31 protein-coding genes are annotated in these 24,428 nt (G+C 60.6%); 18 read left to right on the top strand and 13 right to left on the bottom strand.

The window, feature by feature from the left end; translation table 11 throughout:
- Nucleotides 1–117 precede the first annotated feature (117 nt).
- Nucleotides 118–1,044: a site-specific integrase gene (locus QF039_RS10820; protein WP_102369017.1), complete on the bottom strand. Its 927-nt coding sequence runs from the start codon at nucleotides 1,042–1,044 to the stop codon at nucleotides 118–120.
- A 161-nt stretch (nucleotides 1,045–1,205) separates the two neighbouring features.
- Between QF039_RS10820 and QF039_RS10815 the strand changes: the two genes are divergently transcribed.
- Nucleotides 1,206–2,213 carry a DNA-binding protein gene (locus QF039_RS10815; protein WP_307517979.1) on the top strand — a complete coding sequence of 336 codons (1,008 nt, stop codon included), beginning with the start codon at nucleotides 1,206–1,208 and terminating at the stop codon, nucleotides 2,211–2,213.
- On the opposite strand, the gene gorA is transcribed toward QF039_RS10815, so the two are convergent.
- On the bottom strand, nucleotides 2,214–3,572 hold the full coding sequence (gorA, locus tag QF039_RS10810; RefSeq protein WP_102369015.1) for a glutathione-disulfide reductase: 1,359 nt from the start codon (nucleotides 3,570–3,572) through the stop codon (nucleotides 2,214–2,216).
- Nucleotides 3,573–3,628: 56 nt separating this feature from the next.
- The gene (locus tag QF039_RS10805; protein WP_307517977.1) at nucleotides 3,629–5,767 is read right to left on the bottom strand and encodes a TonB-dependent siderophore receptor; all 2,139 of its coding nucleotides are present in this window, start codon (nucleotides 5,765–5,767) and stop codon (nucleotides 3,629–3,631) included.
- Nucleotides 5,768–5,900: 133 nt separating this feature from the next.
- On the opposite strand from QF039_RS10805, the gene QF039_RS10800 reads away from it, so the two are divergent.
- Nucleotides 5,901–6,668 (top strand): helix-turn-helix domain-containing protein, encoded by a 768-nt coding sequence (locus tag QF039_RS10800; RefSeq protein ID WP_177068955.1) that lies wholly within the window; start codon nucleotides 5,901–5,903, stop codon nucleotides 6,666–6,668.
- A 55-nt stretch (nucleotides 6,669–6,723) separates the two neighbouring features.
- On the opposite strand, the gene galU is transcribed toward QF039_RS10800, so the two are convergent.
- The gene (gene galU, locus QF039_RS10795; protein WP_003212579.1) at nucleotides 6,724–7,563 is read right to left on the bottom strand and encodes a UTP--glucose-1-phosphate uridylyltransferase GalU; all 840 of its coding nucleotides are present in this window, start codon (nucleotides 7,561–7,563) and stop codon (nucleotides 6,724–6,726) included.
- Nucleotides 7,564–7,870: 307 nt separating this feature from the next.
- Here galU and QF039_RS10790 point away from each other — a divergent pair, with 307 nt between their 5' ends.
- Nucleotides 7,871–8,056, top strand: a complete 186-nt coding sequence (locus QF039_RS10790) for a hypothetical protein (RefSeq protein ID WP_003212580.1) — start codon at nucleotides 7,871–7,873, stop codon at nucleotides 8,054–8,056.
- 144 nt (nucleotides 8,057–8,200) lie between these two features.
- Nucleotides 8,201–8,485 carry a hypothetical protein gene (locus tag QF039_RS10785; protein WP_003212581.1) on the top strand — a complete coding sequence of 95 codons (285 nt, stop codon included), beginning with the start codon at nucleotides 8,201–8,203 and terminating at the stop codon, nucleotides 8,483–8,485.
- Here the strand turns inward: QF039_RS10785 and QF039_RS10780 are convergent, their stop codons facing one another.
- The 4 genes from QF039_RS10780 to QF039_RS10765 all read right to left on the bottom strand — a co-directional run bounded on the left by QF039_RS10780 (nucleotide 8,486) and on the right by QF039_RS10765 (nucleotide 10,896).
- On the bottom strand, nucleotides 8,486–8,716 hold the full coding sequence (locus QF039_RS10780) for a hypothetical protein (RefSeq protein ID WP_003212582.1): 231 nt from the start codon (nucleotides 8,714–8,716) through the stop codon (nucleotides 8,486–8,488). It abuts the gene before it with no gap.
- A 63-nt stretch (nucleotides 8,717–8,779) separates the two neighbouring features.
- Nucleotides 8,780–9,703: a c-type cytochrome gene (locus QF039_RS10775; RefSeq protein WP_307517973.1), complete on the bottom strand. Its 924-nt coding sequence runs from the start codon at nucleotides 9,701–9,703 to the stop codon at nucleotides 8,780–8,782.
- Nucleotides 9,700–10,350 (bottom strand): c-type cytochrome, encoded by a 651-nt coding sequence (locus QF039_RS10770; protein ID WP_307517971.1) that lies wholly within the window; start codon nucleotides 10,348–10,350, stop codon nucleotides 9,700–9,702. The genes QF039_RS10775 and QF039_RS10770 overlap by 4 nt, the downstream gene beginning before the upstream one ends.
- 195 nt (nucleotides 10,351–10,545) lie before the next feature.
- Nucleotides 10,546–10,896, bottom strand: coding sequence for a hypothetical protein (locus tag QF039_RS10765; protein ID WP_003212585.1), 351 nt, complete (start codon nucleotides 10,894–10,896; stop codon nucleotides 10,546–10,548).
- 212 nt (nucleotides 10,897–11,108) lie between these two features.
- Here QF039_RS10765 and QF039_RS10760 point away from each other — a divergent pair, with 212 nt between their 5' ends.
- The 5 genes from QF039_RS10760 to ada all read left to right on the top strand — a co-directional run bounded on the left by QF039_RS10760 (nucleotide 11,109) and on the right by ada (nucleotide 14,197).
- On the top strand, nucleotides 11,109–11,411 hold the full coding sequence (locus QF039_RS10760) for a DUF1883 domain-containing protein (RefSeq protein WP_003212586.1): 303 nt from the start codon (nucleotides 11,109–11,111) through the stop codon (nucleotides 11,409–11,411).
- 11 nt (nucleotides 11,412–11,422) lie between these two features.
- Nucleotides 11,423–11,587 carry a hypothetical protein gene (locus QF039_RS10755; RefSeq protein ID WP_166742130.1) on the top strand — a complete coding sequence of 55 codons (165 nt, stop codon included), beginning with the start codon at nucleotides 11,423–11,425 and terminating at the stop codon, nucleotides 11,585–11,587.
- An 82-nt stretch (nucleotides 11,588–11,669) separates the two neighbouring features.
- Nucleotides 11,670–12,386, top strand: coding sequence for a 2OG-Fe(II) oxygenase (locus tag QF039_RS10750; protein ID WP_307517968.1), 717 nt, complete (start codon nucleotides 11,670–11,672; stop codon nucleotides 12,384–12,386).
- Nucleotides 12,376–13,056, top strand: a complete 681-nt coding sequence (gene alkB, locus QF039_RS10745) for a DNA oxidative demethylase AlkB (protein WP_134326567.1) — start codon at nucleotides 12,376–12,378, stop codon at nucleotides 13,054–13,056. The genes QF039_RS10750 and alkB overlap by 11 nt, the downstream gene beginning before the upstream one ends.
- A 76-nt stretch (nucleotides 13,057–13,132) precedes the next feature.
- Entirely contained in the window at nucleotides 13,133–14,197 is a 1,065-nt protein-coding gene (gene ada, locus QF039_RS10740; RefSeq protein WP_008432501.1) for a bifunctional DNA-binding transcriptional regulator/O6-methylguanine-DNA methyltransferase Ada, read from the top strand.
- A gap of 6 nt (nucleotides 14,198–14,203) precedes the next feature.
- Here ada and QF039_RS10735 read toward each other — a convergent pair whose 3' ends face one another.
- On the bottom strand, nucleotides 14,204–14,788 hold the full coding sequence (locus tag QF039_RS10735) for an ABATE domain-containing protein (RefSeq protein WP_087693903.1): 585 nt from the start codon (nucleotides 14,786–14,788) through the stop codon (nucleotides 14,204–14,206).
- A 176-nt stretch (nucleotides 14,789–14,964) separates the two neighbouring features.
- Between QF039_RS10735 and QF039_RS10730 the strand changes: the two genes are divergently transcribed.
- The 7 genes from QF039_RS10730 (at nucleotide 14,965) to QF039_RS10700 (ending at nucleotide 21,573) form a co-directional block, all read left to right on the top strand.
- Nucleotides 14,965–15,843: an alpha/beta fold hydrolase gene (locus QF039_RS10730; protein WP_087693904.1), complete on the top strand. Its 879-nt coding sequence runs from the start codon at nucleotides 14,965–14,967 to the stop codon at nucleotides 15,841–15,843.
- 110 nt (nucleotides 15,844–15,953) lie between these two features.
- Nucleotides 15,954–17,018, top strand: a complete 1,065-nt coding sequence (locus QF039_RS10725; RefSeq protein WP_307517963.1) for a nitronate monooxygenase family protein — start codon at nucleotides 15,954–15,956, stop codon at nucleotides 17,016–17,018.
- Nucleotides 17,019–17,137: 119 nt separating this feature from the next.
- Nucleotides 17,138–17,905, top strand: coding sequence for a molybdate ABC transporter substrate-binding protein (gene modA, locus QF039_RS10720; protein WP_307517961.1), 768 nt, complete (start codon nucleotides 17,138–17,140; stop codon nucleotides 17,903–17,905).
- Entirely contained in the window at nucleotides 17,906–18,586 is a 681-nt protein-coding gene (modB, locus tag QF039_RS10715) for a molybdate ABC transporter permease subunit (protein WP_307517959.1), read from the top strand. It abuts the gene before it with no gap.
- On the top strand, nucleotides 18,586–19,671 hold the full coding sequence (gene modC / locus QF039_RS10710; protein ID WP_307517957.1) for a molybdenum ABC transporter ATP-binding protein: 1,086 nt from the start codon (nucleotides 18,586–18,588) through the stop codon (nucleotides 19,669–19,671). The genes modB and modC overlap by 1 nt, the downstream gene beginning before the upstream one ends.
- A 91-nt stretch (nucleotides 19,672–19,762) precedes the next feature.
- Nucleotides 19,763–20,791: a DNA topoisomerase IB gene (locus tag QF039_RS10705; RefSeq protein ID WP_008432490.1), complete on the top strand. Its 1,029-nt coding sequence runs from the start codon at nucleotides 19,763–19,765 to the stop codon at nucleotides 20,789–20,791.
- Between the two features lie 77 nt (nucleotides 20,792–20,868).
- A complete protein-coding gene (locus QF039_RS10700; RefSeq protein ID WP_003212598.1) occupies nucleotides 20,869–21,573 on the top strand; it encodes a YoaK family protein in 705 nt (234 codons plus the stop codon).
- A gap of 141 nt (nucleotides 21,574–21,714) precedes the next feature.
- On the opposite strand, the gene QF039_RS10695 is transcribed toward QF039_RS10700, so the two are convergent.
- Nucleotides 21,715–22,068 carry a hypothetical protein gene (locus QF039_RS10695; protein ID WP_087693907.1) on the bottom strand — a complete coding sequence of 118 codons (354 nt, stop codon included), beginning with the start codon at nucleotides 22,066–22,068 and terminating at the stop codon, nucleotides 21,715–21,717.
- Between the two features lie 109 nt (nucleotides 22,069–22,177).
- Here QF039_RS10695 and QF039_RS10690 point away from each other — a divergent pair, with 109 nt between their 5' ends.
- A complete protein-coding gene (locus QF039_RS10690; RefSeq protein ID WP_003212600.1) occupies nucleotides 22,178–22,438 on the top strand; it encodes a hypothetical protein in 261 nt (86 codons plus the stop codon).
- 153 nt (nucleotides 22,439–22,591) lie between these two features.
- Here the strand turns inward: QF039_RS10690 and QF039_RS10685 are convergent, their stop codons facing one another.
- The 3 genes from QF039_RS10685 to QF039_RS10675 form a co-directional block, all read right to left on the bottom strand.
- Nucleotides 22,592–22,903, bottom strand: coding sequence for an AzlD domain-containing protein (locus QF039_RS10685; RefSeq protein ID WP_008432487.1), 312 nt, complete (start codon nucleotides 22,901–22,903; stop codon nucleotides 22,592–22,594).
- Nucleotides 22,900–23,595, bottom strand: coding sequence for an AzlC family ABC transporter permease (locus tag QF039_RS10680; RefSeq protein WP_307517952.1), 696 nt, complete (start codon nucleotides 23,593–23,595; stop codon nucleotides 22,900–22,902). Before QF039_RS10680 ends, QF039_RS10685 begins: the two co-directional genes overlap by 4 nt.
- A 72-nt stretch (nucleotides 23,596–23,667) precedes the next feature.
- Entirely contained in the window at nucleotides 23,668–23,883 is a 216-nt protein-coding gene (locus tag QF039_RS10675; RefSeq protein ID WP_003212603.1) for a hypothetical protein, read from the bottom strand.
- Nucleotides 23,884–24,060: 177 nt separating this feature from the next.
- On the opposite strand from QF039_RS10675, the gene QF039_RS10670 reads away from it, so the two are divergent.
- Nucleotides 24,061–24,417: a metalloregulator ArsR/SmtB family transcription factor gene (locus QF039_RS10670; protein WP_003212604.1), complete on the top strand. Its 357-nt coding sequence runs from the start codon at nucleotides 24,061–24,063 to the stop codon at nucleotides 24,415–24,417.
- The last annotated feature ends 11 nt before the right edge of the window (nucleotides 24,418–24,428 follow it).

Genomic DNA, 24,428 nt, shown 5'->3' with positions numbered 1-24,428 from the left:
TAGTAAGTTGATGAGGTGAATCCTACCCACTCTCCCGGCCGATGGCTCATTGGCAAACCTGATGCTGACGATTGGTTTTCACTATCAAGAGACTGTATTAATAGAAGAAACCTTGAATCACTCAAGGGATGCTCGGGTCATGCCGAGAAAGGGCGTCGCTTCAACATAGCGCATGGCCGATTTCATGTCTTTCCAGCCGACGTAAGTCATCAACGACTTCAAGTCCCAGCCACTGCGATGAGCCCAGGTAGCGAAGCCCCGGCGCAGGGAGTGGCTGGTGTACTGATCGGCCGCAATCCCGGCGCGCTCCAGCGCCTGGCGCAACAGCGGGATCACGCTGTTGGCGTGCAAGCCCTCCTCGCCCAGGTTGCCCCAGCGATCAATGCCGCGAAATACCGGGCCGCGCACCAGCGCTGAAGCGCTGAGCCATTCGCTATAGGCCTGCACCGGGCACAGCCGCAACAGCGCCGGCGTCTGGTAGGTGCGGCCGATATTTTCCCGATCACTTTTGCTGCGCGGTAGATACAGGGTGATGCCCGAACCGGGCACCGCCTGCACGTGCTCGATATTCAACCGGCATAACTCATCGCTGCGAAAGCCACGCCAGAAACCCAGCAGGATCAACGCTGCGTCACGCTTGGCCCGCAGCCATCGGGGATGGTCTTCTGCGCCTCGGGCGTCGTGGCCTTCCTGTTCGAGGAACTGGATGACCTGCTCCAGGTGCTGCAGCTGTAATGGCTCCGCCTGTTTTTCCTGAGCCGGGTGCAGGGCGCGAATGCCTTTCAGGACTTTGCGCACCACTGGCGCCTTGGTCGGATCAGGAAACCCCTGGCTGGTGTGCCACTGGGCCAGCGCCGATAAACGCAGCTTCAACGTGTTGACCGACAGCACGCCCGCATGCGCCACCAGATAGCGCGCCACGCTGTCGCTGGTCGCCGGCAGGAATCCACCCCAATTCACCTCGAAATGCTCGATTGCCGCTCGATAGCTGCGGCGGGTGTTATCGCGGGTGGCCGCATTCAGATAACGGTCCAGCTCACTCATGCCTGTACTGCCATTGGCTGTGGTCCATTTCAAAACCTGTATCACACGGGATAATACGCCAATATCCCATCTGATAAATCATCAATTTCGGCTTTAAAACAATCGTGATATAGTACGTATATACATACTACGTACCACAGTACCAAATCGACGGAGACTCCATGGCTCGCGGCGGCATCAATAAAGCAGTAGTTCAAACGGCACGCCTGGCAATCCTTGCCCGTGGCGAAAACCCGAGCATCGATGCAGTACGCATCGAGATGGGCAATACCGGCTCGAAAACCACGATTCATCGCTATCTGAAGGAGCTGGACGAAAGCGAAACCCGCCAGACCATCACCGAAGCGCCCATTGACGACGAACTGGGTGAACTGGTGGCGCGACTGGCCCAGCGCCTGAAGGAGAAGGCCCAGGAGCCTATCGACCTGGCCCTGGCGCAGTTCCAGCAGCAGAAAACCGCCCTGCTCGCCCAGGTTGAGGAGCTGGAAGCGGCCCACTCCCAGGTCAAGCAGCAGTTCGATATCCAGTCCGCCGCCCTGGCCGATGAAAGCGCGGCCTTGCAAAGCACTCGCTCCAGCCTGCAAACCGAGCAAACCCGCAACGCCGGGCTGAGCCAGGCGTGCAGCGATTACGAGTTGCGGATCAACGACAAGGACGAGCAGATTCGCTCACTGGAAGAGAAGCACCTGCATGCCCGGGACGCCCTGGAGCATTACCGCAATGCGATCAAGGACCAGCGTGAGCAGGAACAGCGTCGCCATGAAGGCCAGTTGCAGCAGGTCCAGGCAGAGCTGCGCCAGGCCCAGCAGAGCGCGATGGTGCGCCAGGATGAAATCACTCAGTTGCACCGCGATAACGAGCGCCTGCTGATCGAGCATCGGGTGACCGTGAAGGAATTGAGCGCACTGCAGGAACAGGCTCGCCAGGACCGTGAACAGCAGCGTCAATTGAGCGAGCAAGTGAGTGTGATCGACAGCGAGCGTACCCTGTTGCAGGAGCGCTTGCGGGTTGCCCAACTGGAGAATCAGGCGCGCCAGGAAGCGCTGGCCGAGCATCAGAAGGCCAACAAAACCCTGGAACTGGACCTGGTCAAGGCCCAGGCCAGTATTGATGCGCTGCGCCTGGCAGCCGTCGTCGCGACGGTGCCGGAAGCAACTACCGAGGGCTGATTACTGCGCCACTGGCGTGCGCATGGTGACGAACTCTTCCGCCGCCGTTGGGTGCACGCCGATGGTTTCATCAAAATGCTGCTTGGTCGCGCCCGCCTTGAGCGCGATCGCCAGGCCCTGCACGATCTCGCCAGCGTCAGGGCCGACCATGTGGCAACCCAGGACCTTGTCGGTCTCGGCGTCGACCACCAGCTTCATCAAGGTCTTTTCCTGGCAGTCGGTCAGGGTCAGTTTCATCGGCCGGAAGCGGCTTTCGAACACCTGCACCTTGTGCCCGTCTTCACGGGCCTGCTCTTCGCTGAGGCCCACGGTGCCGATATTCGGCAGGCTGAACACCGCCGTCGGGATCATCGCGTAGTCCACCGGACGATATTGCTCAGGCTTGAACAAGCGACGTGCCACGGCCATGCCTTCAGCCAGGGCCACTGGCGTCAGTTGCACGCGGCCGATCACATCACCAATCGCCAGGATCGACGGTTCGGCGGTCTGGTACAGCTCATCCACTTCGACAAAGCCGCGCTTGTCCAACTTGACGCCAGTGTTTTCCAGCCCCAGGTTATCGAGCATCGGGCGTCGGCCAGTGGCGTAGAACACGCAATCGGCTTCCAGCACGCGGCCATCTTTCAAAGTGGCCTTGAGGCTGCCATCGGCCTGTTTGTCGATACGCTCGATGTCGGCGTTGAACTGCAGGTCCAGGCCGCGCTTGGTCAGCTCTTCCTTCAAGTGCGTGCGCACCGAGCCGTCAAAACCGCGCAGGAACAGGTCGCCGCGATACAGCAGCGAAGTCTGTGCGCCCAGGCCATGGAAAATCCCGGCGAACTCGACGGCGATATAGCCACCGCCGACTACCAGCACACGCTTGGGCAGCTCCTTGAGGAAGAACGCCTCATTGGAGCCAATGGCGTGCTCGCGCCCCGGGATGTCCGGGATCTGCGGCCAGCCACCGGTGGCAACCAGAATGTGCTTGGCGGTGAAACGCTCGCCGTTGATTTCTACCTGGTGCGGGTCCACCAGCCGCGCATGCCCTTCGTGCAGGGTCACGCCGCTGTTGACCAGCAGGTTGCGGTAGATGCCATTGAGACGGTTGATTTCACGATCCTTGTTGGCGATCAGGGTCGCCCAATCGAAATTCGCTTCACCCAGGGACCAGCCAAAACCGCTGGCCTGCTCGAAGTCTTCGGCGAAATGCGCGCCGTACACCAACAGTTTCTTCGGTACGCAGCCCACATTCACGCAGGTACCGCCCAGGTAGCGGCTTTCAGCCACCGCCACTTTGGCGCCAAAACCCGCAGCGAATCGTGCAGCGCGCACACCGCCGGAACCGGCACCAATTACATAAAGGTCAAAATCGTAGGCCATTTCACTCTCCTCGGCAGGACAACAGCATACCTGCTGCCGCGCCAGAGGTCAGCGCCTTACCAGCGATACGTCGCGCTGGCCTGCAACGAACGGGTTGCGCCCCAGTAGCAAAGGAAACCGTTGCTGCAGTAGGCCAGGTATTCCTTGTTGAACAGGTTGCTGGCGTTGAGGGCCAGGCGCCAGTTCTGCACGTCATAGTGCGCCGCGGCATCAAACAGCGTGCGCGATGACACCTCCAGCGTGTTGTCGGCGCTGCCGTAGCTCGGCCCGAAGTAGCGCGCACCCGCCGCGAAACCGACGCCCTGCAGCGGGCCGTCGTGGAAGGTGTAGTCCGCCCACAGCGAGGCACTCTTGCCCGGGATGCCGGTCGGGTGTTCGCCCTGGTCGCCGTCATTGGATTTGAGGATGCGCTGGTCCATCCAGGTGTAAAAACCGATCAGGCTGAGGTTCGAGGTGACTTCGGCATGGGCTTCCAGCTCGACGCCGCGGGAGCGGATTTCGCCTTTCTGGGTGGCAAAATTGGGGTCGACATCGTCGGTGGTCAGGACGTTTTGCTGACGCAGGTCGAACACTGCCGCGCTGTACAGGCTGCGGGAGCCCACAGGCTGGTATTTAACGCCGGCTTCGTACTGCTTGCCGGTGGTCGGCACAAATGTCGCACCCAGCCGGTCAGTGCCCAGTTGCGGCTGGAACGATTCGCTGTAGCTGACATACGGCGCAACGCCGTTATCAAACACGTAGCTCAGGCCCGAACGCCAGGTGAGTTTCTCGTCGTGCTGGCGCGTGTTGCTCAGGTTGGCGCCGGTCAACGCGCTGTCCTGATTGTCGTAGGTACGCGCCCAGTCTTGCCGCACACCGATCAGCCAGCGCCAATGGTCGAAGCTGAGCTGGTCCTGCAGGTACACGCCAAACTGGCTCTGGGTGGTGTATTGGTTGATGGACACCGGCACCCTCGGCAAGGCGCTGAAGTCGGGGTTGTAGATATTGATCGCACTCGGGAAATACTGGCCGCCCCGGTTGATGGTCTGCAACAGCCGCTGGAAGTCCGCCCCCATCAGCACAGTGTGCTTGACCGGGCCGGTGCTGAAGTCGGACTGCAACTGGTTATCAAGGGCGAACTGGCCAAGGTGCTCATGATTGACGTTGGCCCACAGCGGCGCGGTGGCAAGGTTGGCGTCCAGCGGCCCGGTGAGGGAAGTCTGGTAGTAGTCGACGTCATCATGCATATAGCGCAGGTGCTGGCGAAAGCTCCAGGTGTCGTTGAACCGGTGGCTGAACGCGTAGCCCAGGGAAAACTGATTGCGCTTGAAGCGATCGCGGTCCGGGTCGCCCAGGTAATCATCGGGGCGCAAGCGCCCATTCGGGTTGTGCAGCGCGGTGCCATACGCGGGTACCGGGTTGAACAGCCCACCTTCCGGGTCGTATTGATAGTTGGCCAGCAGGGTCAGGCTGGTGTCGTCGTCGATGTTCCAGGTGATGGCCGGCGCGATGGCGATGCGCTGGTCCTTGATGTGATCGGTCTGGGTATCGGCCATGCGGCCCAGCCCGGTCAGCCGATAGGTCACATCGCCCTGCTCGTCCAGGCGCCCGCCAAAATCGAAGCCGGCCTGATAGCGGTTGTCATTGCCCACGCTCATTTGCAACACGTGCAGTGGCTCATCCGTCGGCCGCTTGCTCTGCATGTCCACCAGGCCGCCCGGCCCGCTCTGGCCGTACAGCACGGAAGCTGGCCCGCGCAGCACGTCGATGCGCTCCAGAAACCAAGGGTCGACCCGAGGCGTAGCGAACCAGGTCGTGCGATTGAGCTTGAGCCCGTCGAGGTAGGAGTCGGCATCGAAGCCGCGAATGCTCAACTGGTCAAACCGCAGGTCGTTATCCTGGGAGTAAACCCCTGGTGTGTAGCGCAATGCCTGGTCGACGGTTTGCGCCGCCTGGTCATCCATCTGCTGGCGGCTGACCACCGAGATCGATTGCGGCGTCTCCACGATCGGCGCGCCGGTTTTGGTGCCCACGGTGGTGTTGCGCGCCACATAGCCTGGCACCACGCCGTCTGCCGGCTCGGCCTCGGCGGCTGTCACCGCGGTGTCCTTCAACACGATGGGCGCGTCATCGGCCCACACAACAGGAGCAAGCGCCAACACCACCAGCGCCAGCCTGGAAAGGTAAAACGGAGGAGAAGACAACGCACCGGACATGACGATTCCTTGAAAAGTCTTTTTGTTAATCGTTCTTATTTAATATTGAATCGCGTTAAAGATCCGGTCATTCTTCTACGCGCACGGGTCAATTAATGACCGTTCCAACCTACATCTCAGGAATCATTCTTGATTGGACAACATCTGGCGTAAACGCTTTGGGGCGCCCGCTCGCAGCACCAGCGAGGAATTACGGGTTCGGGCCCATGACTATGTCGATGGCGCACGAGAGATTTGGCACAGCCATGAATATGGCCAACTGGTGCACGCCACCCAAGGCGTGATCCGGGTGTTGACCCGCATGGGCGCCTGGACCGTCCCGCCGGCATACGGCTTTTGGATTGCGCCGGGTGTCGACCATGAATTGCACATGGTCGGTGAGGTTGCGATGCGCGCACTGTACGTGGAAAGCGATCAATTACCCACGGCGTGGCAATCCTGCCGATTGATCAGGGTAGAGCCGCTGCTGCGGGAGCTGATTCTGGGCATGCTCGCACCCGACGCCCACACTGCCCTGCTCACGCCATTGCTGCTGCACCAGTTGATATCCGCGACTCAAACCGAAGGCTGCAGCCTGCCATTGCCCCGGGACAAACGCCTGCTCAGTGTGTGTGAAATGCTTCTGGAAGACCCGGCGAACCCGGCCACCCTGGAAGACTGGAGTGAATCCATCGGCGCCAGCGTGCGCACCCTGCGCCGGCGGTTTCGGGATGAAACCGGGCTGAGCTTCAACCAATGGCGCCAGCAGCTACGGATTGCCGAAGCCGTTTGCCAGTTAGCCCAGGGCCGACCATTGGGGGCTATTGCACGGGACATGGGCTATGCCAACGGCAATGCGTTTGGTGCAATGTTCAAGCGGGTACTGGGCGAAGCCCCCAGCCGCTATTTGGGCAAGGCATAAAAAAACCTGCGGTCTTTCGACTCGCAGGCTTTTTCAACGGGCTGGCAACGATGAATCAGTAAGCCTTGCCAGTCTTGTAGAAGTGCTCGTAGCAGAAGTTGGTCGCTTCGATGTAGCCTTCAGCGCCACCGCAGTCAAAACGACGACCCTTGAACTTGTAGGCAATCACGCAACCGTCTTTTGCCTGCTTCAGCAGGGCGTCGGTGATCTGGATCTCGCCACCCTTGCCTGGCTCGGTTTCTTCGATCAGCTTGAAGATGTCAGGGGTCAGGATGTAGCGGCCGATGATCGCCAGGTTCGACGGAGCATCTTCCGGCGCTGGCTTTTCAACCATGTCGCGTACGCGGATCAGGCCATCACCGATATCGTCGCCGGCAATCACGCCGTACTTGTTGGTTTCCTGAGGATCGACCTCTTGAACCGCGACGATGGTGCAACGGTACTTCTGGTACAGCTTGACCATCTGGGTCAGGACGCCGTCGCCTTCCAGGTTTACACACAGGTCATCGGCCAGTACCACGGCGAACGGTTCGTCACCGATCAGCGGACGACCGGTCAGGATCGCGTGACCCAGGCCTTTCATTTGGGTCTGGCGGGTGTAGGAGAACGAGCACTCGTCGAGCAGCTTACGGATGCCGACCAGGTATTTTTCCTTGTCGGTGCCCTTGATCTGGTTTTCCAGCTCGTAGCTGATGTCGAAGTGGTCTTCCAGGGCGCGTTTGCCACGGCCGGTCACGATCGAGATTTCGTTCAGGCCGGCATCCAGTGCTTCTTCCACGCCATACTGGATCAGTGGCTTGTTCACCACCGGCAGCATTTCTTTGGGCATGGCCTTGGTCGCTGGCAGGAAGCGAGTGCCGTAACCGGCTGCTGGGAACAAGCATTTCTTGATCATATGAGTCCTTACAAAGGGCTGTGCGTACGAAATTCGGCGCAGTCTAATCAGGCCGCAGTCACCTTACAATGGGTCCTGCTGGCGTTGCGATGTCAACATAGAGAAAAAATGTCGGCGTAAGTTCCGCCGGCATTCAATCAAGTACCTTCGCCGCTGTTAGAAATCGTCGGCTTGTGCCCGTCATTCAAAGGGCTCCAACCTTTTTAGCACGCTTTATGACGATCGGCACTGACCTGCAACAACTTGCGCCGCCCCACGCCGTTTGGCGCTATCATTACGCCCTTGAACCAGACAACGAGATTGATAGATGTCAGAACCAAAAGGCGTGAACGGCTACCTGATCACCAAGCGAGCGGACGGCTGGCACTTGATCAACTTCCATGGCGACAGCGTTGCCGGCGCATTCGCGACCGAAGCTCAAGCCTGTGCCGTGGCCGAAGTGTTTGTGGATGAAGCCGGCCACGCGTCGAGCAAGCGTCCGAAAACCAAGTAACACCGCGGTAACGCCAATCAAGCCTCGTTTGACGGGGCTTTTTTGTGTTTGTCTGTACGTTAATGGCGGTTCGCTATAATCTCGCCTGTAACGCCCCACGACAGTGTCAGCGCTCCCCTCCAACACCCTGATGACGACTCCTACATGAACAAGATCCTGGCACTGATTGCGGTACTGGCGCTTACCGGTGGCTGCACCACCACTTCCGACACGGTCCTGAAGAACGGCGAACAAGGACTGGCCATCGACTGCTCCGGCGAAGCCAACTCCTGGGCCAGCTGTTATGAAAAGGCTGATGCGTCCTGCGCGGGCACCGGCTACCGGATTGTCGGCACCGAAGGCACACCGGCCCTGAAAGAAAGCGACAAGACCCTGGGCAAGGATGTCGGCAACTACAAGACCCGCAGCGTGACGGTGGTCTGCAAATAACTACATGTGAATTTCGGCGAACTTGATGCCCAGGCCGCGAATGGTCTCGATCAAGTCGTCCAGGCGGGAGAAGGATTCGACTTCATCCTGGTCATCCACCAGGAAGTAGCTGCGACCGCCACTCTTCTTGAAGAACACGATCCACTCGCCCGTATCCGCGGGATTTTGAATCACATGGGTCGCAGAAATATGCCCCCCTGCATGCTGTTCCCTGACTTGCTCACGTTTCATGACTGAGTTTCCGAAAAGACAATGCCGCTGATTCAGCGGCATTTTTTATGGGTTATCGACAGTTTAACGGATGCCTTGCCCGATCAGTACGCCATCGACCGTCTGCCCGTAAAGATTGACGCCGTCATTGGCATGGAACTTCACCCGGGTTTTCTCCACGGAACCGTCCACGAGGCGCGGGTCCTGAGGACGCTCGTGACGGTTGACGTAGGCTGCCACGTCCCAGGCTTGCTGGTCGGTCAGGCTGCCGCCCTGGCCCAGGGGCATGTTGTGCTTGATGAAGGACGCTGCCGTATTGATTCGATGCATCCCGGCGCCCCAGTTGTAGGAGTCTTTACCCCAGAGCGGCGGCATCACGTAGTTGTCGCCCACTTTCTGGCCCTGGCCTTCGGCGCCATGGCACACCGCGCACTGGCCCTTGTAGACCTCTGCGCCCTGGGCCAGGTCGTAACCCTTGGCGGGTGCCGGCACGTCCGGGTAGCCACGGCCCGGCAGTTCGACGCCCAAGGGAGCCTTGCTCGCCAGCCAGTAGGCATACACCGACAGCGCGGTAATCTCCGGGCTGTCTGCAGCCGGTGGCGTGCCGCCATCCATGCTGAACTGGAAACAGCCCTGCAAACGCTCGGCGAAGGTGTTGACCTTGTCGTTCTTTTTTCGATACGCCGGGTACATCGGGTAGGCACCCCACAGCGGCGCCGAATTGGCCAGGCGACCCTGGTCCAGGTGGCAATTGCTGCAATTGAGGCCATTACCGACAAATTGCGGCGCCAGGCGCTTGGTGTCGACAAACAGCGCGTAGCCCTGTTTCACCAGCTTGCCGTAGGCGTTGTCCGGCAGCTCGCTTTCTTTGGGCGGCTGGAACTGCACGGCAGCCCCATGAGCGCCGGCTGGCTGCAACTGTGACTGGTCTTCCATGGCAATAGGGGCGGCATGGACGGGTACGCCGATCAGGCTTCCCAGCAGCGGAGCAAACAAGAAGCGCTTCATGGCTTGGCCTCCTGGCCGCTCAACGAGGCAAAATAGGTGGCCACGGCCTGCACTTCTTCAGCGCTGAGGGATTTGGCGATATGGCCCATCAGATCATTCGGATCGTTATGGCGCGTGCCGCTGCGCCAGGCGTTCAACTGCGCCGCGAGGTAGGCCGCAGATTGTCCGGCCAGGGGTGGAAACCCGTCGCCGACGCCCACGCCGGCCGGGCCATGACAGCTGACACAGGCCGGAATCTGGCGCTCCCACGCACCTTGCAGGGCAATCTTTTGCGCAGCGTCAGTAGGCATCTCGCTGCGGTGCACCGACACAGGTGCGGGCGCAGGCATTGCCGCCAGCTGCCGGGTTACAGCGCTGACTTCCTCTTCCGTCAGGGCGTTGGCCAGTGGCTGCATCACCGGGCTGTTCCGGGCGCCACTTTTAAAATCCTGCAGTTGCTTACGCAAATACCCCACCGATAAACCGGCCAAACGCGGAAAACCCGCGGCTGCCAGCCCCAGGCCATCAGCCCCGTGGCAGGCGACGCACGGCGCAGCTCCCGGCTGCGAGCCGCCCTGCATATAAACGTTTTTCCCCTCCAGCGCGTGGGCATTGCCCAACATCAGCAACAACGCGCTACCCATCAGAACTCGTTCCAGAGACATCATCACGACTCCATTTTTATAGTTATATGCTTAGGCGAATTAGGCATAAGCCTACAAATGGTAGGGCAATGGCCCGGTCGCGACAACACTCATCCGCGAGCAAAAGGACGGTGTACTGAACCTCGCGCACAAAAAAGCCCGACGCTGCGGCAGCAGGGTCGGGCTTCTTGATCGGATTCGAGGTGGGCGGCTACAGACTCAGCCGGAAATGCACGCTTCCCCCGCAGCCTTCACGTCACCTGGACGAATAGGCACATTGGACATGCTCTCGTAGAGCTTGATACTGCTCCCGCTGGAGCGCTCTTCAATTTCAAAAATGGCCGACGGGTCGGCAGAAAACTTCTGCGGTACGATAACTTGAACACCATCCTTGTGAGGCTCGATCTGCGAAGGCCTGCGGGTTTTAGACAATTTCTGGACAACGCACGCCGCGTATTCCTGTGGTTTTTTCCCGGAGATCACTGCCAGCGTTGGTGGGGTCTGCTTGATATCCGCCACCGAAGCACATCCACCCAACGCCAGGGCCAGAACCAACACACTCCACTTCATATAAAAACCTCCGATAAAGACCCTACGACAGCGAAGAAGGTATTTTTCTCCCGCCCACGTAGGATTTATCCCTGATAACTCGGTAAATAACTGTTTTAAATTGTCGAAGTCGTCGACGACGGTCCGATAATAAACGTGCTGGGGCTGATAAACTCCATCTTAACCTACGTATCGTTCTGATTTTTCAGAAAAAGCCCTTCTGGAGACACCTTATGAAATTCATCCACCAGCGTGAGCACCTCAATGAAGGAGATATTGTCGTCATTGAATGCTCGCAAACCTGCAACATCCGCCTGATGAGCGATGCCAACTTTCGCAGCTTCAAGAACGGCGGCCGCCATACTTACCACGGCGGCGCGTTCGACAAGTTCCCGGCAAAAATCACTGCGCCCAGCACCGGGTTCTGGAACATCACCCTGGACGTCGTGACCCGCCGCGCCATCAGCGTGACCAAAAAGCCGACCTTGTCCCACAAGATCCGCATTGTGCGCCGCACCAATTCGAAACTGAGCTGACAGGAATGCCCGTGACTACCACCAAATATGTGATCAAGTACAAACTCAACGGTGAGCGCCGCTTCGAGTTCGCCCAACTGCAAGCAGGCAGCGTGGAGGAAGCCAAGGAAGCCCTGGCGAAAATCCACGATGCCAGCGATGAGATTACTGACATCAATGTGAGCAAGGCGCTGTAATTCGAGCGCAAGCATCGGAGTGTTCTGACGCTGACGACTTTCTAGACTGGCAGCCCTAATGCGCTGCCACAGGAACTTGTCGATGCCTTCCACTCCACTGCATGAACGCCTGGCCAAGCTGGACTGGGCCGCCATCGAGCAAGCCCTTGATGAACAGGGTAACGCACTGATTCCGGCCCTGCTGGATCAGCAGGAATGCGCTGAACTGAGCGGCCACTACCCCCGACCCGAACTGTTTCGCTCCCATGTGATGATGGCCAGGCACGGCTTTGGCCGGGGCGAATACAAATATTTCCGCTACCCGCTGCCAGCGCCGATCCGCGCGCTGCGTGAACAGCTGTATGGGTTCCTGGCGCCCCAGGCCAATCGCTGGAACGAACAGATGAACCTGCCGATCACCTATCCGGTGCACCATGCCGACTTCATTGCCCGCTGCCACGCTGCCGGGCAGCAACGCCCTACCCCGTTATTGCTGCAATACGGCCCAGGCGACTACAACTGCCTGCATCAGGATCTGTACGGGGAACATGTGTTTCCCCTACAAGTTGCCATCCTGTTGTCGCAGCCGGGAGAGGACTTTCGTGGCGGGGAGTTGGTGCTGACGGAGCAGCGGCCAAGAATGCAATCCCGGGCCCAGGTCGTCCCTCTTAACCAGGGTGACGCGGTAATCTTCGCGGTCAATCAGCGACCCATGCCGAGTGTGAGGGGGGTTCATCGGGTGACCTTGCGCCATGGGGTCAGTGTTCTGCACAGTGGTACCCGGCATACCTTGGGAGTGATTTTTCACGATGCGCAGTAAGACCCTTCCCGGATCAACCGCCGATTTGTTCGCCGATGAGGCGCTGCAACAGCCCCCGGGGCGCGAGCAAATCGGTGAACAATCCTACGTCCTCAGGGGCTATGCCCTGCCCTGGCTCGAGCGTTTGCTACCGGAACTGCGACGGGTATTGGCTCAATCGCCCTTCCGGCAAATGGTCACGCCCGGTGGTTTTACCATGTCGGCGGCGTTAAGCAGTTGCGGTGACTTGGGCTGGACGACCGACTCCACCGGTTATCGCTACTCCCCGATTGACCCGAATAACCAACAACCCTGGCCAGCCCTGCCGGCCGCATTGCGCGAACTGGCCGTGATGGCCGCAGCAGATGCAGGTTTCGACGATTTCGAGCCGGATGCCTGCTTGATCAACCGCTATGTGCCAGGCGCGAAAATGTCCCTGCACCAGGACAAGAACGAGCGGCGCTATGCCGCCCCGGTGGTCTCGGTGTCATTGGGTTTACCGGCGATCTTCCTGTTCGGCGGCCATGAGCGCAGCGACAAGACGCAAAAAGTCTCGCTGTTCCATGGCGACGTAGTGGTATGGGGCGGCGTGGACCGCCTGCGCTTTCACGGCGTGATGCCGATCAAGCCCGGCACGCATCCGGTCATGGGGCCGCAGCGCATCAACCTGACGTTTCGCACGGCCGGATGAATTTGACCGCAAGCATCGGAGTGATGGGAATGCCCCACGGGACTAACCTGGCATTCTTCAACCAGGAGCCACCACCATGACCGCGCGCCACGCCACCGAACAAGACCCGCGCTGGGCCGCGATTGTCGCCCGTGACGCCAAGGCCGACTTGACCTTCGTCTATGGTGTGAAAACCACCGGTGTGTACTGCCGCCCCAGCAGTTCCGCGCGGCGGCCGCGCCCGGAGAACGTCGAGTTCTTCGACACCCCGCAACAGGCTGAAGCGGCGGGCTACCGGCCCAACAAGCGCGCGTCGGGGGACCAGACCCAGGTGGCCGCACGCCATGCGCAACTGGTGGCAGCGGCCTGTCGGCACATCGAACAGGCCGAAACCCTGCCGCCCCTTGAAGATCTGGCCGCCCTCGCCGGCTTGAGCCCGTTCCATTTTCATCGGGTGTTCAAGGCGGTGACCGGCCTGACGCCCAAGCGCTACGGCAGTGCTCATCGCTCGCGCAAGGTACGGGACGGCCTCAAGGACCAGCACTCGGTGACCGATGCGCTGTACGACGCCGGCTTCAATTCCAACAGCCGCTTTTATGAGGCTGCCGACCAATTGCTCGGCATGAAGCCCCGCGACTACAAAGCCGGCGGCACCAATACGGATATTCGCTTTGCCGTTGGCCAATGCTCATTGGGCGCCATTCTGGTGGCCCAGAGCAATCGCGGTGTGTGCGCGATCCTGCTGGGGGATGACCCGGACAAACTGGTGCGCGACCTGCAGGACCAGTTTCCCCGCGCCAATCTGCTGGGTGCCGATCACGACTTCGAACAATTGATCGCCCAGGTGGTGGGCTTTATCGAAGCGCCGGCCCTGGGCCTGGACTTGCCCCTGGACTTGCGCGGCACTGCGTTTCAGGAACGCGTGTGGCAAGCCTTGCGTGAAATCCCGGTGGGGTGCACCGCCAGCTACGCCGAGATCGCCCAGCGCATCGGCGCGCCGACCGCCTATCGCGCCGTGGCCCAGGCGTGTGGTGCCAACAGCCTGGCGGTGGCGATTCCCTGCCATCGCGTGGTGCGCGCCGACGGCAATCTGTCGGGCTACCGCTGGGGTGTCGAGCGCAAGCGGCAGTTGCTGGAGCGCGAAAGCCCGGCAGAATCCTGAGGACGTCTACACCAGTTTGCGCTTGCGAAACTCGGCCACCTTATGCCGATTGCCACACAGCGCCATGCTGCACCAGCGGCGCTTGTGGCCCTTGGTGCGGTCGTAGAACCACAGCACGCACTCGGGATGTTCGCAGGTGCGGACCAGGCCGAAATCCCCTTCCACCAGTAACGTCGCGGCGGCTTCGGCAATCGGCGCCAGGAACTGCTCGGCAGTCTGCACCTTGCGCTGGCGCTCCAGCCGCAACTCGCCAGGCGCCGGCCAAGCCAGTTGCGGGTGACTGACCGCCTTGCGCAGGAACGCATTCAGGGCGCCGGGATCGCCCTGCTGGCCGGCCTTGCGCTGTTCCAGTAACACGCGGATCACTTCCCGCAATCCCCGCGCCGCGCCCAGCAGTGCCCCCTCCTCAAATACCGGTACTGCGCCCTCCTCAGCCCAGCCAAGCCGCACCAGCCAGCGCTCGACATCGGCATCGCCTTGCCAGAATTCAAAGGGCACACCGTCGACATTCGCCCGGGTATTGAGCATGTCCAGCACGGGATGATCAGCCAGGACGTAGGGTTCCAACGGGGATGGGGTGATGGCGGGCATGGCAAATCCTCTTCAAGTCCGCGTCATCGTAACCGCTGATTTCGCTTTTGAATAGTTACTAAATTTGCTAATCAGTAACCCAATAAATTAATTTGACAGGTTACATTTTCAAGCGCAGCCTGCAAAATCAGTAACCCAAAAAACCAATTTAACCAGTTACAAAGAGGACTACGATCATGTCGATTTCAGCCCCGGTTGTTCGCTATCAGCACGTTGATGCCGATGGTGTGCGCATTTTCTACCGTGAAGCCGGCGACCCGTCCGCACCGGTATTGCTGCTGCTGCATGGCTTTCCCAGTTCGTCCCATATGTACCGTGACCTGATCCCGCTGCTTGCCACCCGTTACCGGATCATCGCCCCGGACTTGCCAGGCTTCGGCTTCACCGAAGTCCCCGCCGAACGCAATTACCACTACAGCTTCGATAACCTGGCGGTTACCGTCGGCCACTTCGTCGACGCCCTGAACCTCAGTCGCTATGCCCTCTATGTGTTCGACTATGGCGCACCGGTGGGCCTGCGCCTCGCCGTGGCCCACCCGGAACGGGTCAGCGCGCTGATATCGCAAAACGGCAATGCCTACCTGGAAGGTTTGGGTGACGCCTGGGATCCGATCCGGGCCTACTGGGCCGAGCCGAGCCAGGCCAATCGCGAGGTGATTCGCAACGCGGTCATCAGCCTGGAAGGCACGCGTTATCAGTACCTGCATGGCGTGTCGCAACCGGAGCTGGTGGCGCCGGAGTCCTATATGCTCGACGTGCTCCTGATGCAGCGTCCCGGCAATGACGAGATCCAGTTGGACCTGTTCCTCGACTACCGCAACAACCTGACGCTGTACCCGGCGTTCCAGGCGTTTTTCAAGGCCACGCAAGTGCCGGCGCTGGTGATCTGGGGCCAGAACGATCCCTTCTTCATCCCGCCGGGCGCCCATGCCTACAAAGGCGACAACCCCAACGCCGTGGTGGAATTACTCGACACCGGCCACTTCGCCCTGGAAACCCACGCCGCGCATATTGCCCAACGGATTCATGCAGTACTGGGTGACGCCATCAACTGATAACCGCCCATGAAACACTGGATTCGTCCAGTGAATAATACAGACTGGCCTGGTGCTGCCTGGCCCTGCTAAAACGACGGAACAGCATTCCACCGTTGGAGAAGCGTCCCATGAGCACCTGGCCAGACACCCGAATTCTTGACCTGCTGGGCATCGAGTTACCGATCATTCAGGCGCCCATGGCCAATGCAACGAGCACGGCCATGGTGATCGCGGCCAATCAGGCCGGCGCCCTCGGTTCAATGCCGGCGGCGGCGCTCAGCATCGAGCAACTGCGCGAAGCACTCACCACGATTCGCCAGGCCAGTTCGCGGCCGCTGAACGTAAATTTCTTCTGCCATCAGCCACCGACGCCGGATGCTCACCGCGACCTTCAGTGGAAGAACCTGCTGGAAACCTACTACCGCGAGCTGGGCGCCGATTTTGACGCGCCGACGCCCGTCTCCAACCGCGCACCGTTCAACAACGCCGCCTGTGAAGTGGTGGAAGAATTCCGCCCGGAAGTGGTGAGCTTTCATTTCGGCCTGCCGGAAAAATCCCTGCTGGACCGGGTCAAGGCCACCGGGGCGAAAGTGCTGTCGTCGGCTACCACCGTCGAAGAAGCCATCTGGCTGGAACAGCACGGCTGCGATGCAATCATCGCCATGGGCAACGAAGCCGGTGGCCATCGCGGGATGTTCCTCAGCGACGACCTGAACAGCCAGATCGGCACCATGGCCCTGGTGCCACAGGTCGTCGATGCCGTGCGCGTGCCGGTGATTGCGGCCGGCGGCATCGGGGATGCCCGGGGCATTGTCGCGGCCTTCGCCCTTGGCGCGTCAGCGGTGCAGATTGGCACCGCGTACCTGTTTACCCCCGAGGCCACCGTCTCGAAGTCACACCACCACGCCTTGCGCGTTGCCCAGGCCAGTGAAACCGCGCTGACCAACCTGTTCACCGGGCGCCCGGCGCGGGGCATCATCAACCGCGTAATGCGTGAGTTGGGCGCGATCAACCCCACGGCGCCGGCGTTCCCGCTGTCCGGCGGTGCGTTGATGCCGCTCAAGGCCAAGGACGAAGCCGGCTTCAGCAACTTGTGGTCGGGCCAGGCGCTGCGCCTCGGCAAAGACATCTCCAGCTATGACCTGACGCTCGAACTGGCCGCGCAAACCCTGGAAAAACTCGGCCGACGCTGAACCTGAACTCCCGGGACAACTTTGCGCTGTACCGGCAGTGGCCAACCGCTATATATTCCCATACATAGCGGTAGTCCCCTTCTGCCTATAACAAGCCGCAAACCCCAAGGAGCTTCTTGATGATGATTCGCGCCTCACGCCTGGCCCCCACGGCCCTCGCTACCCTGATCGCCGCGTTTGGCTTCTTCTCGGCGAATGCCGATGAAGTACAGGTGGCCGTGGCTGCCAACTTCACCGCACCGATCCAGGCGATTGCCGCCGACTTTGAAAAAGACACCGGCCATAAACTGGTCGCTGCTTACGGCGCTACCGGCCAGTTCTACACCCAGATCAAGAACGGCGCGCCGTTTGAAGTGTTCCTCAGCGCCGACGACACCACCCCGCAGAAGCTCGAAGCCGAGGGCGACACCGTCAAGGGCTCGCGCTTCACCTACGCGGTCGGCACCCTGGCGCTATGGTCGGCCAAGGAAGGCTACGTCGATGGCAAGGGCGAAGTGCTGAAGAAAAACCAGTTCCAGCACCTGTCCATCGCCAACCCGAAAGCCGCGCCTTATGGCCTGGCCGCCACCCAGGTGCTGGCGAAGGAAGGCCTGACCGAGAAGGTCAAGGACAAGCTCGTTGAAGGCCAGAACATCACCCAGGCCTATCAATTCGTCTCCACCGGCAACGCCGAACTGGGTTTTGTAGCGCTGTCGCAGATCTACAAAGACGGCAAAGTCACCAGCGGTTCGGCCTGGATCGTGCCGTCGTCGATGCATGACCCGATCAAGCAGGACGCGGTAATCCTCAACAAGGGCAAGGACAGCGCCGCCGCCAAGGCCCTGGTTGAATACCTGAAAGGTCCGAAAGCCGCCGCGGTGATCAAGTCCTACGGTTACGAGCTGTAAATGCCGCTGTCGAGTGCCGATTTTTCCGCGATCTGGTTGACCCTGAAACTGGCGTCGCTGACCACGGTCATCCTGCTGATCATCGGCACTCCGATAGCGCTGTGGCTGTCGCGCACCCGCTCGTGGTGGCGCGGCCCCATTGGCGCGGTGGTGGCCTTGCCGTTGGTGTTGCCACCCACGGTGATCGGCTTCTACCTGCTGCTGACCATGGGCCCCAACGGCTACTTCGGCCAGTTCACCCAATGGCTGGGCCTGGGCACCCTGACCTTCAGCTTCGCTGGGTTGGTGATTGGCTCGGTGATCTATTCGATGCCGTTCGTGGTGCAGCCGTTGCAAAACGCCTTCTCCGCCATCGGCACTCGCCCGCTGGAAGTGGCTGCGACCTTGCGGGCCAATCCCTGGGACACCTTTTTCACGGTGATCCTGCCCCTGGCGCGCCCGGGGTTTATCACCGCGTCGATTCTCGGTTTTGCCCACACCGTCGGCGAGTTCGGCGTGGTACTGATGATCGGCGGCAATATTCCCAACAAGACCCGGGTCGTCTCGGTGCAGATCTACGACCACGTCGAAGCCATGGAATATGCCCAGGCCCACTGGCTGGCCGGGTCCATGGTGGTGTTTTCTTTCCTGGTGTTGCTGGCGCTCTACTCCAGCCGTAAAACCAAGGCGGGCTGGTGCTGATGTCGATGATCGAGGTACGCCTGCAACTGAAGTATTCCGGGTTTGCCCTGGACGTCGACCTGCACCTGCCCGGTCGCGGGGTGACGGCGCTGTACGGCCATTCCGGCTCCGGCAAGACCACCTGCCTGCGTTGCATCGCCGGGCTGGAGCGGGCTGAAGAGGGTTTCGTGCAGATCAACGACGAGGTCTGGCAAGACAGCCGCAAAGGATTGTTCGTGCCACCCCACAAACGCGCCCTGGGCTACGTGTTTCAAGAAGCCAGCCTGTTCCCGCATTTGTCGGTACTGGCCAACCTGGAGTTCGGCCTCAAGCGCATCCCGCGCCAGCAACGCCGGGTGGAGATGAGCCACGCCACCGAACTATTGGGCATCGGCCACCTGCTGGAACGCCATCCGCAGCACCTTTCCGGCGGTGAGCGCCAGCGCATCGGCATCGCCCGCGCCCTGCTCACCAGCCCGAGCCTGTTGCTGATGGATGAACCGTTGGCCGCGCTGGACAGCAAACGCAAAAGCGAAATCCTGCCGTATCTCGAACGCCTGCATGACGAACTGGAGATTCCGGTGCTGTACGTCAGCCATGCCCAGGACGAAGTGGCGCGCCTGGCCGATCACATCGTGTTGCTCAGCGACGGCAAGGCCCTGGCCAGCGGCCCCATTGGCGAAACCCTGGCCCGGCTGGACCTGCCCATGGCCCTGGGCGACGACGCCGGCGTGGTGATCAACGGAACGGTCTGCGCCTACGACGAGCATTACCAGTTGCTCACCCTGCAATTGCCCGCGAGCCAATTGCAGATGCGCGTGGCCCATGCACCATTGGCGCTGGGCAAACAGTTGCGTTTCAAGATCCAGGCGCGGGACGTCAGCTTGAGCCTGCAGGCCGAGGAACACAGCAGCATCCTCAATCGCCTGCCGGTGACGGTGACCCAGGAAATCCCGGCGGACAACGCAGCCCACGTGCTGGTGAGCCTGGACGCCGCCGGCACGCCGCTGCTGGCGCGCATCACCCGTTACTCGCGGGACCAGTTGCAGCTGCATCCCGGCCAGACGCTGTGGGCGCAAATCAAGGCGGTGGCGGTACTGGCCTGACTGCCCGACAGCTGCTACGGGGGAGCAAACTTGTTGGCACGACCGCAAAACCCTGCGGTCAATCAGAAATACCTGCCAAGGAATTTGCGCCATGCCCGATCCTGCGTTGCTTGCCGACCTGCCCCGCGACCTGCATTACGTCGACGATACCCAGCCCGGGATCTCCCGCAAAAAGCTGCGGGGCAAATTCCAATACTTCAAGGCCGACGGCACACGCATAACCGATGCCGACGAAATCAAACGCATCAACGCACTGGCAGTGCCGCCAGCCTATACCGATGTGTGGATCTGCGCCGACCCGCGCGGCCATCTGCAGGCCACCGGGCGGGATGCCCGGGGGCGCAAGCAGTACCGCTACCACCCGCGCTGGCGCGAGGTGCGCGACACCGACAAGTATTCCCGGCTGCAACAGTTCGGCAGCGCGCTGCCCAAGTTGCGCAAACAGTTGGAAGCACAGATCGAGGCGCCCGGGTTCAATCGGGAAAAGGTCCTGGCCACGGTGGTGCTGCTGCTCGACGCCACCCTGATCCGCGTCGGCAATACCCAATATGCCCGCGACAACCGCTCCTACGGCCTGACCACCCTGCGCACCCGCCATGTGGACATCAAGGGCAGTGAGATCCTGTTCCAGTTTCGCGGCAAGAGCGGCATCGAGCACCAGATCAGCGTCAAGGACCGGCGCCTGGCCACGGTGATCAAGCGTTGCCTGGAGTTGCCGGGGCAGAACCTGTTCCAGTACCTGGACGAGAACGGCGAGCGCCATACCGTCAGTTCCACTGATGTGAATGCCTACCTGCACACCCTGACCGGCGCGGATTTTACCGCCAAGGACTACCGCACCTGGGCCGGCAGCGCCCTGGCGCTGGCAGTGCTGCGCGAGCTTGAGTGGCAGCCGGAATCCGACGCCAAGAAACATGTGGTGGAGATGGTCAAGAACGTTGCCAAGCAACTGGGCAACACCCCGGCGGTGTGCCGCAAGTGCTACATCCACCCGGCGGTGCTGGAGCATTTCAGCCTGGGCGAACTGGCGAAACTGCCCAAGCCCCGAGTGCGCAAAGGCTTGAAGGCCGAGGAAGTCGGGCTGGCGATGTTTCTGGAGCAACTGGCCGAACGCCTGTAAGTGCGCCAAGTCATTGCAGCGGAGCACGAAGCGCCCTACGGTAGTGGCCGGATAATCTCACCGAGGAACCCGGCCCCATGCTGCCTTCATCCCTGAAGCCCTACACCAACGCCGCCTTGCTGCATCGCCACAAATGGCGCGGGCGTGTCGGGTTGCTGCTGGTGGCCAGCCTTTCCGTGCTGGCGGGCATGACCGATGCGATTGGTTTCATGGCCAGCGGGGATTTTGTGTCGTTCATGAGCGGCAACACCACGCGCCTCGCCGTGGCGATCAGCGAAGGCGACCTGGGCCTTACCGGGCGCCTGACGTTGCTGGTGGCGACGTTTATCGCCGGGAATGCGCTGGGCGTGATGGTCAGCCGCGTCAGCCGGCGCCACGCCCTGCCCTTGTTGCTGTGCATCGCCACCCTGCTGTGCGGGGCTGCGGCCTGGCCGTTTGCCGATCAATTGCCGGCGTTGCTGGCAGCGATCATCGCCATGGGCATGTTGAATGCCGCCGTCGAAGAAGTGAACGGGTTGCCCGTGGGGCTTACCTATGTCACCGGGGCGCTGTCACGCTTTGGTCGCGGACTGGGCCGCTGGATGCTCGGTGAACGCCGCAACGGCTGGCGCGTGCAACTGATCCCGTGGGCCGGGATGTTTGTGGGTGCGGTGATCGGTGCGTTGCTGGAGCACCACATGGGGATTCGTGCGCTGCTGGTCAGCGGGGTGCTGTCGGCGCTGTTGGGGCTGGTGTCGCTGAAGATTCCGCGGCGCTGGCACCTGGGGTACATGCCCCGCTAGAAAACAGTTGCCCTCCCGACGCTCCGGCCTCGACATCCCTGTACCGGTAAAGAGCCGTCACGCCGGGTGAGCGGGAAAATACTAAAACAATGCCTGCGGGACTGTCCGCAGGGCATTTCTGAACTTTTCTAACGGAATGGATTACAGGCAGGTCGCCAGTGCCGCCAGGCGGCGTTTGGCCGGATAGTCATCCTGGGCCGCGTAATAGTTGACGGAGGCGCCGGCGCCGGCACTGCGCACGTCGACAAAATAGTCACCTGCCGTGGTGTAGATGGTGAAGCCACCAGCCTGTGCAGGCTCCATGAAACCACCGGCATCCACCCCGAACACCGCTTCATCCTGCCAGCCGAACTGGATACACTGGGCAACCACCAGCGGAGCCTTGTCCGAGGCCAGGGTTTTGTAGGGCGCGCCGGTACGCGCCTCTTTCATCTTCGAGCCCGCGCAACCGGCCAGCGATGCCAGGACCAAAGCGCCAATTACCACCATCCGCATACCGAAGCTTCCTTGGAAAAAACGCGACTGTACCATTAGCAGGCGACACCGAAGGATTATTGCGTCACCCTGCCGCCTACTTACGAACCCGCTTTTACCCGGAAACCCCATGACACCCAATGCCGAGCGCTACAACCCCTCCACCGACTACGCCGACAAGCTGATCAGCCGCATCGGCCAGACGCCTTCGTGGATCGCCAAACGCATCGGCGTGACCGACAAGCGCATCCGCTACATCCTTGACGGCGAGCGCACCGTGAAGGGCGAAAGCACCCCGATCCAGATGACCTACACCGAGCAGTTTGCCCTGGAATGCCTGGCGGCCGAGGCGAAAGCCAACAAGAAAGCCGCCGCCCCGGTTATCGAATAGCTGACAGATTCATGAACTTTGTTTCACTGTGAAGGAAGACCTCGCCGCCTATAGTCGGCAGGCTCATTTTTAAGAAGTCTCCCTTCCAGCCTGCCCTCCCGCAGGCTTTTTTTTGCCTTGGTTTTGCTCCCCCCCGTAGCAGGAGTTTGCTGGTCAGAGCAGCCAGCGGAACAGATAGAACAGCGCCATGCTCAGCAACACGGTGATCAGTACGCTGCGGGTCCAGAACATCAACGCCACGGCGCTGATTCCGGCCAGCAGGTAGGGGTTGCCCACACTCAGGTTGAGCTTGTGATCAGCCAGGAAAATGATCGGACCGCAGATGGCGGTGAGCATCCCCGGTACGGCAAACCCGAGAAACTCCCGCGCCCCGCGATTGAGGCGCACCGGCAGGCGCGGCTCGAGAAACAGGTAGCGGTTGAGAAACACGATCAAACCCATGCCAAAAATCATCACGAAGATCATTGTTGCCCTACTCCCAGCCGCTTGCAGGCATACCCTGCGCTCATCCCCAACACACCGGACACCACCACCGCCGATTCCCAGTGCAGGTAGCTCAGCCAAACCGAGCACAGCAACGACACGGCTACGCAGACGATGGTCGGCACGTCGCGCACTACCGGGGTGATCAGGGCGATAAAGGTCGCTGCGATCGAGAATTCCAGGCCCAGTTGATCCAGCCCGGGAATGCTTTTGCCGAGCACGATGCCGGCGAAGGTAAAGACGTTCCAGATGATATAGAACGTCAGGCCGACGCCCAGGGCGTACCAGCGATTGAAGGTCTGGCGGTCGTACTGGCTGACCAAGGCGAAGAATTCGTCGGTCAGCAAAAAGCCCAGGCTCATGCGCCACCGTGGTTTGAGCGGCGACAGCGTGGGACGCATGTGCATGCCGTAGATCAAATGCTGGGAGGTCAGCAGCAAGGTGGTCAGCAGGATCGAAATCAGGCTGGCGCCGCTCTTGACCATACCGATGGCCACCAATTGTGCGGCACCGGCAAACACGATGGTCGACAGCCCCTGGGCTTCCAGCGGCGTGAATTGGGCATCAATTGCAGTCGAACCGGCCAGCAATCCCCACGGCGCACACGCCAGGGACAATGGAATGATCGCAATCGCGCCACGGGAAAAGGCATTCAGAGGCAGAGCGTTAGGCATACACAACAAGCTCATCGACAGTCAGTCGACAAGCATGCCAGCGGTATCAGGGATTGTCTTGAACGATCGTGCTCAAGCCAGTTTGACCGACACCCGCTCCACCGCGTCCCGGGCTTCGCGCAGTTCGTGGGCGTCCTGGTTGAGCCGGTGGATGGTATTGAGCAGGCGCTGGCGCAGCACTTCATCGCTGAGCTTTTCGACGGCGCGCATCAGGTCAAACGCCGCGGTTTCGTTATTGTCCGCGACGGAATCCAGGGTCTTGCGCAGGTTGCGAGTGGCACGGGTCACACGTTTTCTTCCTTCATCACCAATGGGCAGGCACTTTAGGACATTTGTGTTTCAGTTTAATTTCAACCACTTGTCATCGATTGTCGGGCACTTGACGCAGGTCAATCGAAACAAGGTTTGACTAATATATATGGAAATCCGTATATTCGTATTTCCATATGTATCAAGGCACTGACCATGTCAGATCTTTTCTCCCCGCCCAACGTCTTCAAATGCCTGGCCGACGCCACCCGCGCCAGGCTGACGTTGTTGATCCTGCGTGAAGGCGAACTTTGCGTGTGCGAATTGATCCATGCTCTGGACGACAGCCAGCCGAAAATCTCCCGCCACCTGGCGCAACTGCGCAGTTGCGGGTTGCTGCTGGACCGTCGCCAGGGCCAGTGGATTTATTACCGCCTCAACCCGGCCTTGCCGGAGTGGGTGACGGCAGTGCTCGACACCACCCTGCAAGCCAACCAAGCCTGGTTAAAAACAGACGCCCAGCGTCTGGAAACCATGGGTGACCGACCACAACGGGCCAGCGCCTGCTGCTGATCCTGCGGAGA

The organism is Pseudomonas sp. W2I6 (genome assembly GCF_030815935.1).
Taxonomy (GTDB): Bacteria; Pseudomonadota; Gammaproteobacteria; order Pseudomonadales; family Pseudomonadaceae; genus Aquipseudomonas.
This window is presented reverse-complemented; position numbering and strand designations above follow the sequence as displayed.

Coding starts and splice junctions, on each gene's coding strand:
- QF039_RS10820 (WP_102369017.1), bottom strand. CDS start 1,044: ATGAGTGAGCTGGACCGTTATCTGAATGCGGCCACCCGCGATAACACC.
- QF039_RS10815 (WP_307517979.1), top strand. CDS start 1,206: ATGGCTCGCGGCGGCATCAATAAAGCAGTAGTTCAAACGGCACGCCTG.
- gorA (WP_102369015.1), bottom strand. CDS start 3,572: ATGGCCTACGATTTTGACCTTTATGTAATTGGTGCCGGTTCCGGCGGT.
- QF039_RS10805 (WP_307517977.1), bottom strand. CDS start 5,767: ATGTCCGGTGCGTTGTCTTCTCCTCCGTTTTACCTTTCCAGGCTGGCG.
- galU (WP_003212579.1), bottom strand. CDS start 7,563: ATGATCAAGAAATGCTTGTTCCCAGCAGCCGGTTACGGCACTCGCTTC.
- QF039_RS10790 (WP_003212580.1), top strand. CDS start 7,871: ATGTCAGAACCAAAAGGCGTGAACGGCTACCTGATCACCAAGCGAGCG.
- QF039_RS10785 (WP_003212581.1), top strand. CDS start 8,201: ATGAACAAGATCCTGGCACTGATTGCGGTACTGGCGCTTACCGGTGGC.
- QF039_RS10780 (WP_003212582.1), bottom strand. CDS start 8,716: ATGAAACGTGAGCAAGTCAGGGAACAGCATGCAGGGGGGCATATTTCT.
- QF039_RS10775 (WP_307517973.1), bottom strand. CDS start 9,703: ATGAAGCGCTTCTTGTTTGCTCCGCTGCTGGGAAGCCTGATCGGCGTA.
- QF039_RS10770 (WP_307517971.1), bottom strand. CDS start 10,350: ATGATGTCTCTGGAACGAGTTCTGATGGGTAGCGCGTTGTTGCTGATG.
- QF039_RS10765 (WP_003212585.1), bottom strand. CDS start 10,896: ATGAAGTGGAGTGTGTTGGTTCTGGCCCTGGCGTTGGGTGGATGTGCT.
- QF039_RS10760 (WP_003212586.1), top strand. CDS start 11,109: ATGAAATTCATCCACCAGCGTGAGCACCTCAATGAAGGAGATATTGTC.
- QF039_RS10750 (WP_307517968.1), top strand. CDS start 11,670: ATGCCTTCCACTCCACTGCATGAACGCCTGGCCAAGCTGGACTGGGCC.
- alkB (WP_134326567.1), top strand. CDS start 12,376: ATGCGCAGTAAGACCCTTCCCGGATCAACCGCCGATTTGTTCGCCGAT.
- ada (WP_008432501.1), top strand. CDS start 13,133: ATGACCGCGCGCCACGCCACCGAACAAGACCCGCGCTGGGCCGCGATT.
- QF039_RS10735 (WP_087693903.1), bottom strand. CDS start 14,788: ATGCCCGCCATCACCCCATCCCCGTTGGAACCCTACGTCCTGGCTGAT.
- QF039_RS10730 (WP_087693904.1), top strand. CDS start 14,965: ATGTCGATTTCAGCCCCGGTTGTTCGCTATCAGCACGTTGATGCCGAT.
- QF039_RS10725 (WP_307517963.1), top strand. CDS start 15,954: ATGAGCACCTGGCCAGACACCCGAATTCTTGACCTGCTGGGCATCGAG.
- modA (WP_307517961.1), top strand. CDS start 17,138: ATGATGATTCGCGCCTCACGCCTGGCCCCCACGGCCCTCGCTACCCTG.
- modB (WP_307517959.1), top strand. CDS start 17,906: ATGCCGCTGTCGAGTGCCGATTTTTCCGCGATCTGGTTGACCCTGAAA.
- modC (WP_307517957.1), top strand. CDS start 18,586: ATGTCGATGATCGAGGTACGCCTGCAACTGAAGTATTCCGGGTTTGCC.
- QF039_RS10705 (WP_008432490.1), top strand. CDS start 19,763: ATGCCCGATCCTGCGTTGCTTGCCGACCTGCCCCGCGACCTGCATTAC.
- QF039_RS10700 (WP_003212598.1), top strand. CDS start 20,869: ATGCTGCCTTCATCCCTGAAGCCCTACACCAACGCCGCCTTGCTGCAT.
- QF039_RS10695 (WP_087693907.1), bottom strand. CDS start 22,068: ATGCGGATGGTGGTAATTGGCGCTTTGGTCCTGGCATCGCTGGCCGGT.
- QF039_RS10690 (WP_003212600.1), top strand. CDS start 22,178: ATGACACCCAATGCCGAGCGCTACAACCCCTCCACCGACTACGCCGAC.
- QF039_RS10685 (WP_008432487.1), bottom strand. CDS start 22,903: ATGATCTTCGTGATGATTTTTGGCATGGGTTTGATCGTGTTTCTCAAC.
- QF039_RS10680 (WP_307517952.1), bottom strand. CDS start 23,595: ATGCCTAACGCTCTGCCTCTGAATGCCTTTTCCCGTGGCGCGATTGCG.
- QF039_RS10670 (WP_003212604.1), top strand. CDS start 24,061: ATGTCAGATCTTTTCTCCCCGCCCAACGTCTTCAAATGCCTGGCCGAC.